This is a genomic window from Fluviicola sp. (assembly GCF_029266855.1).
Taxonomy (GTDB): Bacteria; Bacteroidota; Bacteroidia; order Flavobacteriales_D; family Crocinitomicaceae; genus Fluviicola.
In genome coordinates this window covers 928,359-944,724 of sequence record NZ_JAQSWB010000001.1, presented here as the reverse complement: position 1 = coordinate 944,724, position 16,366 = coordinate 928,359, and the positions used below count along the sequence as shown (strand labels likewise).

The 16,366-nt window shown below is 42.7% G+C and carries 14 protein-coding genes; 10 read left to right on the top strand and 4 right to left on the bottom strand.

Annotated features, from left to right (window positions below; translation table 11 throughout):
• The first annotated feature begins 43 nt into the window (after window positions 1-43).
• The 6 genes from K0S23_RS04370 to K0S23_RS04345 all read left to right on the top strand — a co-directional run bounded on the left by K0S23_RS04370 (window position 44) and on the right by K0S23_RS04345 (window position 8,967).
• The gene (locus tag K0S23_RS04370) at window positions 44-2,263 is read left to right on the top strand and encodes a multicopper oxidase domain-containing protein (protein ID WP_300354797.1); all 2,220 of its coding nucleotides are present in this window, start codon (window positions 44-46) and stop codon (window positions 2,261-2,263) included.
• 18 nt (window positions 2,264-2,281) lie between these two features.
• Entirely contained in the window at window positions 2,282-2,776 is a 495-nt protein-coding gene (locus K0S23_RS04365; protein ID WP_300354794.1) for a DUF305 domain-containing protein, read from the top strand.
• 99 nt (window positions 2,777-2,875) lie between these two features.
• On the top strand, window positions 2,876-4,879 hold the full coding sequence (locus K0S23_RS04360; RefSeq protein WP_300354791.1) for a T9SS type A sorting domain-containing protein: 2,004 nt from the start codon (window positions 2,876-2,878) through the stop codon (window positions 4,877-4,879).
• 116 nt (window positions 4,880-4,995) lie between these two features.
• Window positions 4,996-6,402, top strand: a complete 1,407-nt coding sequence (locus K0S23_RS04355; protein WP_300354788.1) for a T9SS type A sorting domain-containing protein — start codon at window positions 4,996-4,998, stop codon at window positions 6,400-6,402.
• Window positions 6,403-6,476: 74 nt separating this feature from the next.
• Window positions 6,477-6,605, top strand: coding sequence for a hypothetical protein (locus tag K0S23_RS04350; RefSeq protein WP_300354786.1), 129 nt, complete (start codon window positions 6,477-6,479; stop codon window positions 6,603-6,605).
• A gap of 94 nt (window positions 6,606-6,699) precedes the next feature.
• On the top strand, window positions 6,700-8,967 hold the full coding sequence (locus K0S23_RS04345) for a T9SS type A sorting domain-containing protein (protein WP_300354784.1): 2,268 nt from the start codon (window positions 6,700-6,702) through the stop codon (window positions 8,965-8,967).
• Between the two features lie 507 nt (window positions 8,968-9,474).
• On the opposite strand, the gene K0S23_RS04340 is transcribed toward K0S23_RS04345, so the two are convergent.
• Both K0S23_RS04340 and K0S23_RS04335 read right to left on the bottom strand, forming a co-directional pair.
• Window positions 9,475-11,199 carry an AarF/UbiB family protein gene (locus tag K0S23_RS04340; RefSeq protein WP_300354782.1) on the bottom strand — a complete coding sequence of 575 codons (1,725 nt, stop codon included), beginning with the start codon at window positions 11,197-11,199 and terminating at the stop codon, window positions 9,475-9,477.
• Entirely contained in the window at window positions 11,186-11,578 is a 393-nt protein-coding gene (locus K0S23_RS04335; RefSeq protein WP_300354779.1) for a hypothetical protein, read from the bottom strand. The genes K0S23_RS04340 and K0S23_RS04335 overlap by 14 nt, the downstream gene beginning before the upstream one ends.
• A gap of 167 nt (window positions 11,579-11,745) precedes the next feature.
• Between K0S23_RS04335 and K0S23_RS04330 the strand changes: the two genes are divergently transcribed.
• Window positions 11,746-12,156, top strand: coding sequence for a CBS domain-containing protein (locus tag K0S23_RS04330; protein WP_300354776.1), 411 nt, complete (start codon window positions 11,746-11,748; stop codon window positions 12,154-12,156).
• Window positions 12,157-12,170: 14 nt separating this feature from the next.
• On the opposite strand, the gene K0S23_RS04325 is transcribed toward K0S23_RS04330, so the two are convergent.
• Together K0S23_RS04325 and K0S23_RS04320 are read right to left on the bottom strand one after the other, a co-directional pair.
• Window positions 12,171-13,160 (bottom strand): 2-hydroxyacid dehydrogenase, encoded by a 990-nt coding sequence (locus K0S23_RS04325; RefSeq protein ID WP_300354774.1) that lies wholly within the window; start codon window positions 13,158-13,160, stop codon window positions 12,171-12,173.
• A gap of 48 nt (window positions 13,161-13,208) precedes the next feature.
• A complete protein-coding gene (locus K0S23_RS04320; RefSeq protein ID WP_300354771.1) occupies window positions 13,209-13,373 on the bottom strand; it encodes a hypothetical protein in 165 nt (54 codons plus the stop codon).
• 502 nt (window positions 13,374-13,875) lie between these two features.
• Here K0S23_RS04320 and K0S23_RS04315 point away from each other — a divergent pair.
• From K0S23_RS04315 to K0S23_RS04305, 3 genes are read left to right on the top strand one after another with little or no spacing between them, the layout of a single operon-like run.
• A complete protein-coding gene (locus K0S23_RS04315; protein WP_300354768.1) occupies window positions 13,876-14,640 on the top strand; it encodes an ABC transporter permease in 765 nt (254 codons plus the stop codon).
• Complete coding sequence (locus K0S23_RS04310; RefSeq protein ID WP_300354766.1) at window positions 14,637-15,407, top strand: ATP-binding cassette domain-containing protein; 771 nt, start codon at window positions 14,637-14,639, stop codon at window positions 15,405-15,407. The genes K0S23_RS04315 and K0S23_RS04310 overlap by 4 nt, the downstream gene beginning before the upstream one ends.
• Window positions 15,404-16,354 (top strand): MlaD family protein, encoded by a 951-nt coding sequence (locus K0S23_RS04305; protein ID WP_300354763.1) that lies wholly within the window; start codon window positions 15,404-15,406, stop codon window positions 16,352-16,354. The genes K0S23_RS04310 and K0S23_RS04305 overlap by 4 nt, the downstream gene beginning before the upstream one ends.
• Window positions 16,355-16,366 lie beyond the last annotated feature (12 nt).

Below are 16,366 nucleotides of genomic sequence, written 5' to 3'. Positions count from 1 at the left end.
TTTCGTAAGTGAATAAAGGCTTAAATGACGTAAATTGTATGTAATGAAAAAACGAATATTATTAATAGTGGCGGTAGGGATGTACCTGGGAGCTTTTACTCAAACAACGGTGCGATACGATCTGTACGTTAGGGATACCACAGTTGATTTTACGGGTAAAGAACGACATGCTTATTCCGTTAACGGTAGTATTCCAATGCCCGAATTGCATTTTACGGAAGGAGATACTGCTGAAATTTGGATTCACAACGAGTTGAAAACAGAAACTTCCATTCATTGGCACGGGCTTATTCTGCCCAATGAGCAGGATGGGGTTCCCTATCTCACAACTGCACCGATTAAAGCGGGAACCACTCATTTGTATAGATTTCCCCTGGTGCAAAATGGAACTTATTGGTATCACTCACACACAGGTTTGCAGGAACAAGGAGGAATGTACGGAGCTTTTATTATTCATAAAAAAGAAAAGTCATCCATACCGGAATACACCGTTGTTCTCAGCGACTGGACCGATATGAAACCCTTCGAAGTGCACCGGAGACTGCACATGGCCAATGATTGGTCTGCGATCAAAAAAGCCGTCGTTCAGAAAGGTGCTGTCCAAAGTTATGGCGATGCAATAATGAATAGAAGTTTCAAAACGAAAGTAGGGAACGAATGGAAGCGCATGCTGGCAATGGATGTCAGCGACGTATACTATGACCGCTTTCTTACGAACGGGAAACCGGAAGTAGAAGTTCCACGGTTCAAAGCAGGTGATAAGGTCCGGATCCGGATTATCAACGGAAGTTCCTCGACGTATTTCTGGATGAGGTGGTCGGGCGGAAAAATGGATGTTGTAGCCAGCGACGGATCGGATGTAGTTCCTGTTCCTGTTGATCGCTTTATCATTGCTGTTGCCGAAACGTACGATGTTATTCTCACAATTCCTTCGGAGAATACAGCATTTGAGCTGCAGGCAACTTCAGAAGACCGGATCAGGAGCACCTCATTGTGGCTCGGAACAGGAGTGAAGCAATTGATTTCTCCCTTGCAGCCATTGAAATATTTCAAAGGAATGCAGATGATGAACGACATGATCAAAATGGACGGGAATCTGGACGATATGGGGATGAATATGAGTTTACAGCAAATGGATATGAATGTGGTCATGTATCCGGAGATCACCGGTGCAGAAGAGAATAAGAAAAGCAAGCATCAACACATGGATATGACCGGCGGTGATCAGTATAACAGCAACGCGCTTTCGGATATTGTCACTCTGAATTACAACATGCTGCGTTCGCCGGTAAAGACCACTCTTCCGGATGCGCCAACCAGGACTTATAACTTTGAGCTCACGGGAAACATGAACCGCTATGTTTGGAGTATAAACAATAAAACCGTTTCCGAAACAGATAAAATACTCATTAAGAAAGGTGAGAATGTGCGGATGATCCTTTACAACAATTCCATGATGCGTCACCCGATGCACCTGCATGGTCATTTCTTCCGGATCGTTAACGGCAACGGGGATTATTCACCCTTGAAGAACGTGCTTGATATCATGCCGATGGAAACAGACACCATCGAGTTTGCGGCAACAGAAAGCGGAGACTGGTTCTTTCACTGCCACATCCTCTACCACATGATGAGTGGTATGGGACGGATTTTTACCTACGAGAATTCGCCACCCAATCCACAGCTTCCTAATCCCGATAAAGCACTGAGGAAATTATATGCCGACGACCGGGAGTTTCACTTCATGTTTCAGAATGATTTTGCAACGAATGGGAATGACGGTGAAATGATGCTGCAAAATACCCGCTGGAATTTTCAGGCCGAATGGAGATTGGGTTATAAGGACATGCATGGTTATGAAATAGAAACCCATTTCGGCCGGTACATCGGTAAAATGCAGTGGTTCTTCCCATATGTGGGCTTTGATTGGCGTTACCGCAAAATGGAAGCAGGCGAAACCGAGCGGAACCTGTTCGGACAGGTAAATACCAAGGACCGGCGCAAAGCAGTCTGTTTCGGTTTGCAGTATACTTTGCCCATGCTTGTTATTGCCGATTTACGTATTGATACGGACGGAAAATTACGTCTGCAATTGATGCGGGAAGATATTCCCCTGACCAAGCGCCTGCGTTTAGGGCTGATGTATAACTCCGACTTCGAATACATGGCCGGTTTAAAATATGTCCTGAATAAATCATTTTCCTTGTCAGCTCATTTCGACAGCGATATGGGATTTGGCGGAGGATTTACGTTTACGTATTAAACACTAAAATATACGATTATGAAAGAGCAAATGCATGAACAACAAACCAAACACCAAAACAATCATCAGATGTCTTATAAAAAGTTTATCCTGATGATTATCCTGTCTTTCTTTGCGATGTATGTGCTGATGTACGCCATGGTGGATCGCCTTGAAAATGTTATTCCCAATATTAACCAGTTCTATATGGCCGGTCTGATGACTGCTGCCATGGTTATCATTGAAATGCTTCTTATGGGAAAAATGTACCGGAACCGAAAGATCAATGCACTGATCGTGCTTATCGGCTTTGTTGCAGTAGCAGCGTTTTGGTTTGGAATTCGAGAGCAAACTGCTGTTTCCGACAAAGAATTTGTAAAGTCAATGATTCCGCATCATGCCGCTGCAGTGCTGATGGTTAAACAAGCAGATCTGAGTGATCCGGAAATCAGGAAGCTTGCCGGCGAAATTATTGAAGCACAGGAAAAAGAAATTGCTTTCATGAAACGAAAACTAAAAGAATTGGATCAATAGCTCAAAAACAGCTAGTTGTAAGACAAGCTCTTTTGGTATAACTGTAAAAACAGAATTTTATAGTTTGCATTCTTTTCGTAATATTGAAAAAAAACCATTATGGCTGCTTTTCGATTCCTTTGTTTGTGTTTTCTACTGCCACTTACCGGATTATCCCAAATTCCGTATACTTTTCAGGTAAATGTTGGTCAGGAGGTAGTTACCGGAGAAACGGATGTAACACATCCTATTTTGGATATCGGAAGTATCAACGATGTTTTTGACGGCAATACGACTACATTGGCTCGAACTGCTGCAATCAATCCAATGGTTATCACCCTTGATTTTAATCGAGTTGTTGCAATTGGAGATAATCGCATCATGAATGGTGCCGGCAATGGAGAATGGACGCTTGAATGTGCCAATTCCTTAATGGATCTCAATAATCAGACCGGTTCTTACCAGTTGCTTGTCAATCAGGTACAGATAGCAGATAATATTTGGAATAATCAAACAATCAATGCTTCAGCACGCTTTTTACGCCTCACGCTTGAGCGCACAACTGGAGATGATTACGTGCATCTGCGCGAATGGGAAGTGGAAGCCAGTGTGCAGACCGAAGTGGTGGATATCTGTATGAGTCCTTCTCCAATCAGAATTTTGCCGGGCTCTGAGTTTGAACCAGGGACATTCATGCTCGATTCTTCCGGAGCTTACCATTCGGTAGATCCATCTTTATTTGCCTGGACTTCGAATCAACCGGCTTTGTTCAATGTGAATGCGAATGGTCTGATCTCCACAACCGGGATCTCAGGTATGGGCTCGGTAACTGCTCAATTCCTTACACTGACCAAACAAGCTTCCGTCACCGTAACGCCTATCATTGAGCCACAGCTTGCCAATACCCGGCAAGTGAATGTGGCATTGGTGATTATTGATCCGGCTTCACCTGTCTTTGGAGGAAATACCTTTTCAGGATATCATTCCTGGGAGAATCCTGCGGCACTTTCCCAGCACTTGTGCGATAGCTTAAATGCTGCCAGTGGAGGTGTAGTGAATTACTTTATTTCCGAAACGCATTATACCGAAAACCTGTATACCCTGTTTGGTAATTCCGCCATTGACGCAGATAGTTTGGCGCAACTTTTTCTGGAACCGGGCTGGACAACCCTGCATTATGTGGCAGAAACTTTGGGACAAAGTGAATTCCTGTATAATCAGCTTTTGACAGATTATAATTTTTGTATGCTGAGTAACAATGAAACAATCGATGAGGTGTGGGTTTATGCTATGCCTTTTGTTGGCTTGTACGAAAGCAGGCTTACCGGTAATGGAGCTTTCTTTTATAATTCCCCTCCGCTTACAGGCAATTCATGTACTGATCATTTGCCCATTATGGGATTCAACTATGAACGTGGTGTAGCAGAAGCCTGGCATAGTTATGGACATCGTGCAGAAAATGCTATGATTCATTTGTTTGGGGAATGGAATAATAATTCACCTGCCAGCAGTTTTGACTTCTTTACCTTATTAGAAACACATGGGAGTGACAGTGGGCATGTGGGCAACATCCATTTTCCGGTGAATGCAACTGCAGATTATGAATACGATAATACGAGCTACGTCACAAGCTATGCCTCCAATTGGTTCACTTACCCTTTTTTGTTTCAGGAAACCGAATTAGTCAATTGCGAAGAATGGAATTGTTCGCATTTGGGATATATGTCCTGGTGGCATCGGCATCTTCCCAACAAAGCATGCCTTGACAAAAACGGATTTCTGAACAACTGGTGGAGCTATATTATTGATTTTAATGAAGGCCGGGAATTGGAAACCCAGAATTCACTCTGTAATTGCGATCTGTTTGCTTACCTGGGAAACACTGAATGGCAAACTGCCGTACCAAATGTTTTTCCTAATCCGACAAATGGAAACTTATTTGTTGAGGTGGATGAAAAAGTAAATCAGTTGATCCTTTTCGATCAAAGTTACCGGCAAGTCATGTTGCTGAATCAACCTCAAGACAATGAGGTCGATGTTTCCGGCTTATCCGTCGGCGTCTATTATGGACAGTTGCTGCTTGAAGATGGTTCCACTGTGTCGTTTAAGTTTGTGAAAATGTAAAAATGATTCCGGATTGATTTTTCATAATGACTTATTAACCAAAGATATACCGCGATACTTTTTTGTCCTTTTTTGGATTATTGGCTATATTTGGGTAAACGCTAAAACGATCTGCTATGAAAAAAAGATACCTGATTTCCCTAACGTTTTTTTGCATTTCTACCACTAATTTTGCCCAGCATATGGCCGATAAATGGTATTTCGGTAACATGGCAGGACTCGATTTTTCAGGTGGAACACCGGTTCCCATCACAAGTAGTCAAATGGCCGCAGGGGAAGGTTCTGCGTCTGTATCTGATCCTGTAACGGGTGATCTCTTGTTCTATACGGACGGTATCAATGTTTGGAACGCTAACAATACCATTATGCCGAACGGATCCGGGCTTATGGGCGGAATTTCTTCTACCCAGGTAGCACTGATCGTTCCGAAACCTGGAAGCAACAACGATTATTACATTTTTACAAGCGACCAGACAGGAGGATCACTTGGGCTTCGCTTTTCGACAGTAAACATGTCTCTTGACGGTGGAAACGGAAATGTAGTGGCTAAAAATGTATTGCTGCAAACGCCGGTAACAGAAAAAATAACCGCTGTAAAACAACCTGGAACAGCAAATTACTGGCTTGTTGCTCACGGCTGGAACGAAGATGCATTCTATGCGTACAAAATTACGGCATCGGGTATTTCCCAGGCAGTAGTGAGTCATTCGGGAATTGTACATAATGATTCGGTAATTCAAAACAGTTATGGTCAGATGAAATTCAATACCTGTGGTGATCGCCTTGCACTTGCAGCGGGTTATCTGGATAAAGTAGAGATCTTTGATTTCGATGTCGCTACCGGGATGGTCAGTAACCCGCAAACGATTTCCTATTCCGATCATGTATACGGAATTGAGTTTTCTCCGAACAGCGATTTGCTTTATGTCAGTACTTATGAAGCTGGCGGAACATTGCTGCAGTATGATTTAACATTGCCGAATACAGCTGCTATGATCGCTGCAGTACAAATAATCAGTACAACTCCTGATATTTATCCTTTGCAGCGCGGTCCGGACGGAAAGATCTATGTAGTGAAAAGTTACAGCCAGTATGTTGGAGTGATCCAGTCGCCCGACTTTGTAGGAACGCTTGCCTGCAATTATATCGACAACGCGATCGACCTGGATGCAGGATCGATGGGTCTTAACTCCGGTATCGGTTTGCCGAATTTCGTAACTTCTTCCCTTGGCGGAGCTTCGTTGTGTCCGGGCGCTTCTGCAGGTACCGGTGAAAATGTACTACAGGCGAATCGTGTTTTCCCGAATCCGTCGAATGAAAGTTTCACTTTCGTCATCAAAGACAATTCATCCCGGACAGAAATAGCCATTACCGATGCTTCGGGCAAGCTGATCGAGATACATGAAGGTCTTGCTGGAACGACTTTCAGTTTCGGAGAGAATTATGTTGCGGGAGTGTATTTTCTCCATATAACAAATGAGTTTGGAATCAATGGTGTTCTGCGGGTGGTGAAAACTAACTAATGAATCAGAAAGATGTTATAAAAAAAAGCCACCTTCGGGTGGCTTTCTGCATTTAAGAATGTATTTGATAATGAATGATTTTGTTATCGTTTGATGCCGAAATCTCTTTTGCGGATCTTGCACATCCGGCTGTCAGAAACATGGTGAAATACGATTCCTTCATGTTAGGTTTTGCACTGCTTATTCCCTTTGTCTATGTGTGAAATATGCAATTTTCTTTTATAAAATGTAAGGGATTCTACTCGGATAGTACGGAACTTTAAGTATCAATTTTTTTAATAATTAAAAAGATAGCATATGAAAGCACAGTTACTAAAACTCGGATTTTTTGTTTTGACAATTATATCCGCCAACAATCTAATGGCCTTTACCGCAGTTGCTGACGGTAACTGGTCTGATGCTGCTACCTGGGGTGGAGTAGCTCCTTCCGGAAACGTAAGTAACCAGGACATCATCATTCCTTCGGGAATTGAAGTGAACCTGGATATCGATGTAAGCTTTTCGGGGCTTCTGAATAGTTTTACGGTAGATGGAACATTGACCAGTTCTACCGGTAAACAGTTGTCCATTCAGCTGGGAACTTTTAACGGAAGCGGGGATATCGACATTGAACGAATTGAGTTCAGCGGTCTGTTGACTACTTATTCACATACCGGTGATCTGACAGTTGGTACCTTTGTTAATGCGGGATCCTTGCTGACTATTACATCCCAGCTGTCTGTTTCGGACACTCTGAATCTGGAAGACGGTTCTCTGACTTTAAACACAGGCGGGAATCTAAGTCTTGATTCGAGTGCAATGATCCTGCGTAACGATGGTTCACTGGCTACGAGCGGCGGAGTTTTTAATTCCGGCAGTTCTTACCATGTACGTTATATCGGCGGTTCCAAAACTACCGGTATCGAAATCAATTCACTGAGTTTACATAATGTGGAGATTAATCTGGATGACAACAACACAGTTCTTACAATGGGGAGCAATATGCAAATCCATGGAAGCCTTAACCTGAACACCGGGATATTGAATGTGGGAGCTAACGATCTGGAAATCCAGGGAAGTATGGAAATTCAATCCGGTGCGGCACTTACAACAACAGCTGCTTCCAATCTGATGATCGAAACTGCAGGTAATTTAAATTCAGGATTGGTATTTACTTCCGGGTCATCTGTGGATCAATTAACCATTGAGTATACCGGCACAGGATCCGTAGAGCTTGAAAGCGAATTGGCTGTTGCAGGAGAGTTGCAACTGCATGAAGGAACCCTAAGTGTTGAAGGCGGAGGGACATTGACTATGAATGCAGGAAGTATGGTACATGTGGAAAGCGGGAAACTGGAAAGCAATGGAGGTACTTTTGTAGGAACTGCTGCCTACGATGTAACTTACGCCGGTGATTCAAGCTATACAACAGGTCAGGAAGTTACGGGATCCGGATTAAATGACCTGGAGATCAACATCCAGCAGGGAGACATTGTTTTAAATGATAATGTGACTGTAAACGGGGCGTTGGAATTAACTAACGGAAAACTCGATTTGAATGGGAACGACTTGGTACTGAACGGAACCTTTGACCAGGAAATGTCGGCTGCAATTATCGGAGATACAAACTCCGACCTGCACTTAAACATTACGATGATTGGCAACGATACTATCTATTTCGACGATTCGAATCACAACCTAGAGCAGTTGGTAGTTGACTTGACAGGTGGAAATATAGTATTGGGATCAAAACTTCAGATCCACGACGAGCTGACAATGACAAGCGGAAGCATTCAATTGGCAAACGACAACCTGGTAATTGAGCAAAATGCGAATATTACAGGTTACAGCGATACCCGCTATATCATTACAACAGCAAGCGGGAAACTTCAGATGTATGTAACCCCTTCATCTCCATACCTGGTATTCCCGGTAGGAACAACGACCAGTTATTCACCTGCGAGCATCCAGCAGGCATCCGGATCAGCTGCCGGCAACTTTATGGTCAAAGCATTTAACGGAGTATATACCTACGGAACCGAAGGCGGAGGATACAATACCGCTACCGGTGCAAGTCTGGTAAACAGAACCTGGTTGGTAGAATCAGATGCAGGAACTGTGAATATGAACCTGAAATTGGGCTGGATGGCTACTTCGGAAGTAAACGGTTTTGACCGCAATAATGCCTACATTGCTCACTATACTTCGGGTAACTGGGATATGCATGCATCAGCAAGTGCAGTATCAGGTGCAAACAGCACATACGAGATCGATCGCACGGGTCTTACCAGCTTAAGTCCGTTCACGGTAGCCGACGAAAACTCCCAATTGAGTGTGGATGAGGAAACAGCATTATTAAATATTAACCTGTATCCGAATCCGTGTGTCGATGGATTGAACATCAGCTACGACAGCAATGAACAATTCACTTACCAGGTTACAGACGCTGCAGGAAGAATCTACGCAGCTGCTGACAAAGGCAATAACCAGTTAGATGTATCCGGTTTGAGTTCAGGGGTTTACCTGTTGAAAATGACCAACGTGGAAAACAATAAAGTAGCTGTCAGACAGTTTATTAAGAAATAAGGAAGTTCCTTGAGTTGGGAAATCCCTTTTCGCTTGCGCGGAGAGGGATTTTTTGTTAAGGAATGAGAGTGAATCCAAAGCAGATTTTCAATCGCTTCGGATTAAAAAGAGAGCACTGCTTCCATTGACGCTTTGGTCAGGGTTTTCAGCACTAAAGTTTCGCAGTGTAAAAGGTGGGGTACCTCAGGTTATAACTTCTGTTGAAGTTACCTTCGTCTTCAAGTGCTATCGCACTTTCTTCTATGCTTAATGGTGGGAGTATCTATGCTTAATCTATGGAGTACCTTCGAATAAAGCAGTCTATATTCCCGGTTTTTCCGTCTTGACCAAAGCAGATCAAACAAATGATCGCTTCGGATCGAGTGAGACGGAGCCTTGGTCTTCGTCAGCGGTGACTGATCCGAGATGCTTTCAGACCATTCACAGATCAAGTGAAAGACGGCATGATGGTGAACCGGATGAACAAGGAACCGGTTGGATTGAAAAAGTTTTAAGAGAATAAAAACTTCATTTCCCTTCTTTCCAACCGCTCCAGTCATCGTGGTCGCCCCTGGAGATGTTTCTCAACATTCCATAGCCTAGTATGGCGGTAAAAATAATTCCGATGATTCCATAGCGCGAATATCCGAACCAAAAAGGACCAATCTTGTTGATAATGAAGAGCGCCGATCCACCGAGCAATGCAGCGATCACCAGGGCACTAGCAATTTGTTTGGAAATACGGTTCAGGGTATGAACCAAGGGATCGATCCCCTGGTGGTTCAGGTTGACATTTATTTTTCCTGTATTAATCTTACGAATAGCATTTTTCAGGTCACTCGGAAATTCTTCCATGTAATTGGCTATCTCATAAAGTCCGTTCAGAACTTTCATACCCAGTTTGAATGGATTGAGTTTTTTTGCAATAGCAGAAAGGAGGTAGGGCTGAGCAATTGCCAGCATATCGATTTGCGGATCGAGGTTGCGGATCAGGCCCTCGATGGTAACCATGGATCGGGCAAGAAGAAAGAAATGTGAAGGGACCTTTAAATCGTAGCGAACGATGATATCTTTTAGCTGCAGCAATACATTTCCCATTTCGTTTTCATGGATGCTGTTAAAACCGTAATTGCATACAAATTCATTGATTTCGTATTCCAACGCACGCAAATCACGAATGGAGGTTGTATCTGACATTTGCATTAATGCCCGGATGATCTTTTTCACATCTTTGGATTTCACAGCAAGGAAAAGACGACCCAAAATTTCGATATCTTTTGGAAGTATGCTGCCCATCATACCGAAATCGAGGAAACAGATGTGCCCGTTCGGAAGGACGAGTATATTTCCGGGATGCGGATCTGCATGGAAAAAGCCGTACTCAAAAACTTGTTTGATGTAGGTCACTGCCAGCTTATGTGCAACTTCTTTCCGATCGTATCCTTTCGATTCCAGGATTTTGCTGTCATTTACTTTTACCCCGGAAATAAACTCCATGGTGAGAACCTTTCCTGTGGTGTATTCCTTGTATACCTTTGGAGAGTGAGTCGTATTGTCGTGCGGGTCTTCGGTGATATTCCGGGCAAAGCGCTGGATACTGACTGATTCGTAAATAAAGTCCAGCTCCTTCAAAATACTTTCCTCGAAATTTCGAACGAGTCCCTGGGGATCAAAGCTTTTCAGGGAAGGGATTCTGCGTTCAAAAATCCCGGCAAGCATATACATGATCTTGATATCCTCCACGATAATTGCGCGGATTTCAGGTCGTTGTACTTTCACGGCGACCTTTTCACCTGTTTTCAGTGTCGCTTTATGCACTTGGGCCATTGATGCGGACGCAAAAGCCTCTGTTTCATACCAGGCAAATAATTCGTCCATCGGCTTTTTCAATTCGGACTCGATCACCTGGCGCGAAATTGCTCCTGGCAGCGGAGGTACACTATCCTGCAGCTTTTCCAATTGAATAATCAGTTCAGCTGGAAGAAGGTCTGAGCGATTACTGAGAATCTGCCCGAATTTAATAAATGTTGGTCCGAGCTCCTCGCATACCAGGCGCATCTTTTCGTACTTGCTGTACTTTCTGGCATCTCTTCGTGAAGCCCGCGGAATCAGCTTTCGCAGCAGGGGAAATCTCCTGGTTTCGATCAGATAAGAAACAATATCCTTATAACCATAACGGACAAAAATCCGGAGGATATGGTTGAACCGAACGAAGGATCGGTAACGTCGCTTTATGGAATCAAACAGCGCCATCAGTGCCACCTTTATTTTCGAGGTGATTGATACGCGCTTCCGCCAATGCCAAATTTTTACTGATCTCGTCCAGTTTATTTTCCAGATCCTTTAACTTGTCGGTATGAGTAATATTTACCTTTTCGTAAAAGGCAGCCACCATCTCACCGATGCGTGTTTCCAGCTCTTCCTGAACCTCTTTTGCTTTTAGTTGCACCCGTTCCGTAAAAGGAATCTCGTTACCATGCTCATCGAGGATCTTCTCCGACATGAATTCATTAATCTTATCACGTCCCTGTTCCGACAATTCCTTTAACTTCTCCATGAGATGAGTCTCCTTTGAGATTGCATACAGGTTTGCAGACAATGCTGCCAGTTCTATAAATGTTTTTGCTTTCATTGAGCTAATTTCCTACATTTAAGACAAGAAAGAAATGATAAATATCAGTACCCAGTATGATTTTTGTTTCCCAATGCCTTAAGCGCAAATTTTATTTTTACCGCATAAAGTGAAATACGGAACAGCCAGCAGAATGACTGACAGTTTTTAATTTAAACAGCAAATTCATGAATACTCAATTACCTGTATCAACGATCATGACTTCACCGGTGGAATGTGTAGGTCCACAAGAAAAAATTCTTGTTCTGAAACACATCTATGAGAAAGATCGTTTTCATCGCCATATTCCGGTTACGGAAAATAATATGCTGGTTGGTATGGTGAGCCTGGTCGACTATATGCATGCGATCGGAGATGCTACATTAGACGATAATGAACCGGTTTATTCATCGAAAACGGTTGCTGATGTCATGTCTCTTAATCCAATCTCAGTAGACGAAAGCACTTCGATCGCTGATGTTGGAGCACTTCTGGCAAAAGGTGAGTTCAGTTCAGTGATTCTTATGCGTGATAAGCAGGTGAGCGGCATCGTTACCACTACGGATCTGATCCGTTTCTTTCTGAAGGAGCAGGATTGAGTTTTTCTTCTTGCTCAGCTTAGTTCGTTTTCGGAAGTAATACCCTTGGCGAAGCAATCCAGGTTGTACATAGTGGTTTCGCAAATATTTTTCAAAGCTGTATCTGTCAGAAAGCCCTGGTGTCCGGTAATCAGTGCATTACGGAAGGACATGAGCCTTGCAAGGATGTCATCCTGCAGGATGTCCTGTGAATGATCCTCAAAAAATAAATCATGTTCGTTTTCGTAAACATCCATCCCAAAATAGCCAATTTGTCCACTTTTTATTCCTTCGATCACTTCATTGGTGTTAACCAGGCCACCACGAGCTGTATTGATCAGCATTACCCCAGCTTTCATTTGAGCGATATCCGTTCGGTCAATAAAGTAGTGGGTTTCTTCGTTGAGTGGCAGATGGAGGGTGATGATATCAGATGACCTGTACAATGTTTCGCGATCCGTATACATTACCTGGTAGCGTTGTTTGATCTCCTCGTTCTGGACCGGATCAAAGGCCAGCAGTCGGCAGCCGAAACCATGCAGAATACGTGCGATTGTGGAACCGATCTTACCGGTACCAATGATCCCTACAGTTTTTCCGTTCATATCGAAACCAGTCAAACCGTTCAAAGAAAAATTCTGTTGAATGACACGGGAATGCGACTGGATCACTTTCCGGTTGAGGGCAAGCATCAGCATCACAGCATGTTCAGCAACAGAGAATGGTGAATAAGCAGGAACGCGGGCTACACGCATGCCGAGCTGTTTTGCTTTGTTGAGATCCACATGATTATATCCTGCAGAGCGTAAAGTGATGAAACGAATACCATTCCGGTGCAACAATTCGAGCACAGGCGCGGATGCATCGTCGTTTGCAAATAAACTTACGGTATCAAATCCCTTACTCAGTGAGGCTGTTTTATCGGAAAGCACCTGGTCCGAAAATAGTAACTGGTGTTCTTTGCTTTTGAACTTTTCGAAATATGGCTGTTCATATGCATGAAAGCTGTAGAGTATCATTTTCATTTTCTTCAGATATTAACAGATCCGTTATTCATAACAGGAAATACGACCTCAGGGTTTAGGATTTAATTTTTTGTCCATTTTTTCTTTCAACTTAGTTGGAATCGGGCGGCAGTCACAATTCTTTTCGTGTTCCAAATGCCAGTTTTCGCGCTCGTTTTCAGTTGGGTTTTTGGGCATTTTGTTCTTCAAATGCCATTCTTTGTTTATGCTCATAGTAATTAATCTGAATCATCTTGATCAAAACCTGTTTTGCAGTGCTCAAAATTTGATGTTATTACAAAGAGAAGGAAATGTAAGATAAATCAAACTGACCCTTGTCAAATAAAACAGTGATATACATCATTTATTGGTGTACTATTTAATTTGTTATAAATCAACATGTTATTTAGTTGATTCACGAGTTGAATTCTTTTGGAGATTGAATTAGTTTGATGATACAGGAGAGTTACTTGTATACATGCGGAAAATCAACTTTCAGTCTGACGATGGTCATTGTTTCAGTTGGCAGGTTTAATGACTTTTGGTATCAAGTCTAAACCGATTGTAACCGGAATTTCAGATTCCTTTAATTACGGATCATAAAAAAACAAACAAATGGAAACTCTTCAGATTGAAATCTATAAATGGGATGGCTTGTCATGGATGGTAAGCGATTCCGGTTCGGCCTCATTGGAAGAATTCAACGAGCTGAAAAGCATTCCCCAGTAAGAACGATATGTCTCAGAATCTAAAAGGAATTGTAACTGAGATCGGAGATATCACCCGGTTTACGCTCAGATTTTTCGGGGTGTCATTTCGAAAGGGATATGAATTCAAGGAAATGCTCCGGCAGTGCTTTTTTCTCGGGTACAAATCGCTTGGACTTGTAATAATAACGGGCTTTATTATCGGTTTGGTTATCACTATTCAGTCACGTCCGACACTTGTTAAATTCGGGGCCGAAGCCTGGCTTCCCGGAATGATCTCTGTTTCTCTTGTCCGGGAGATAGTTCCGGTGATAACTGCATTGATCTGTGCCGGAAAGATCGGTTCCGGGATCGGTGCTGAACTGGGGTCAATGAAAGTGACCGAACAGATTGATGCCATGGAGGTTTCAGGGACCAATCCTTTTAAATATTTGGTTGCAACTCGAGTAACAGCTGTTACATTGATGGTTCCTTTACTGGTTGTTTTTGCGGATGCAATTTCACTTTACGGAGGGTATCTTGGCGTGAACCTGCGCGGTTCGATCAGCTGGAATCTCTATTGGGCACAGGTATTGGATTCTCTTTCTTTCGGAGATATTATTCCATCAATTGTCAAAACATTCTTCTTTGGCTTTGCAATTGGTATTATAGGTTGCTATAAAGGCTATACCACCCAACGCGGAACCGAAGGTGTAGGATGGTCGGCTAATGCGGCGGTAGTTATTTCCTCATTGCTCGTTTTTATACTTGACCTGGTGGCTGTTCAGATTACGGATTTATTGCAACTGGTATGAATTTACAAAACCAACATATTCAAGATACTGTAAACAGCGACATAGTCGTTCGTTTGGAGAAAGTTTGCAAATCATTCGGGAACAATCAAGTACTTCGCGATTTTAGTATGACCCTGGAAAAAGGTCAGAATATTGTTATTCTTGGGAGATCCGGTTCCGGAAAATCGGTTTTAATTAAATGTATTATCGGTCTGATTAAACCGGATTCGGGAGTTATTCATGTATTACAGCGAAATATCTCGGGCATTGGACTTCATGAAATAGATAAAGTGCGTTCCCGGATAGGATTCCTTTTTCAAAGCAACGCATTGTATGATTCGATGACTGTTAGGGAGAATCTTGAGTTTCCCCTGCGAAGACACCGCCGGCAAATGGAGGAAAAGGAAGTGAATCTGCTTGTCGAGAAGGCTCTGGCCAATGTTGGTTTGCCAAACACTGCAGATATGATGCCCTCTGAACTTTCAGGAGGAATGCGAAAAAGAATTGCATTGGCGAGGACCATCATTCTTAAGCCTGAAATAATATTGTATGATGAACCGACGACCGGTCTCGACCCAATTACAGCCAGGGAGATTAGTGATCTTATTGTTGAACTTGGACGCAAATACCAAACTTCTTCGATTATTATATCTCATGATATGAATTGCGTGAAAAGGGTTGCGGAAAAGATTATTATGCTGATCGACGGAAGATGTTATGAAGAAGGTACATATGAGCAACTCCGGCAATCGGGGGATGAAGCTGTACGAAAATTTTTTGAGCCATGAAAAAGGAAACAAGTAGAAATATCAGGTTGGGGATTATAGTATTGATCGGTTCTTTGGGAATCATTTCAGCACTTTATTATGTCGGGAGCAAACAAAGACTATTTGGCTCTACAGTTCTGATTAAAGCCGAATTTTATAATGTCAATGGTCTCCGGAAAGGAAATAGTGTGCGTTTTGCAGGAATTGACGTCGGTACTGTTGATCAGATCGAAATAACGAGTGACACATCTGTTATAGTCCTGATGTCGATTGATTTGGATGCCTGTCGGTTTATCCGAAAGGATGCGGTAGCAGTAATTGGAACAGACGGTATAATGGGAAACAAAATCATTAACATTCATTCGTCTCATAGTACCGCAGCTATTATAAAAGAAGGAGACAAACTGCTGACTTTGAAAACGGTAGAAATGGATGCTACACTCCGGACGCTGAACAACACCAATCAAAATTTAAACGCCATATCAGCAGATTTAAGAATGCTCTCCGGAAAACTGAACAATGATCGATCATTATTGAACTTGCTGCTTGATCCAACGGTATCAGAGAATGTTCAATCAGCAATTACCCATTTCAGGTATACAGGAGAGAATACAGCCGTTATTACAGGTGATCTGAGGAATATTGTTCGTGCTGTGAATGAAGGTAAAGGAACCGCGGGATTACTTCTGAAAGACACGGCATTGAGAACTAATTTCGAGCATATGATTGTCAATATCCGAACACTCTCAGATAGTTTAGCCATCATTTCCGGAAATTTTCAAGTGATGTCGGAGAGTCTGAAAAACGGGGAAGGCCTGGTTCGGGTTTTATTCACGGATACGGAATATATTAAACGATTGGACTCTGTATTGACACATGTTGAAAATGGAGCGGGTAATTTTGACGAAAGTATGGGGAACCTCAAACTTCGTTGGCCATTTAAAGCGAAGAAAAAGAAAAAGAAATAAAATTTAGGGATG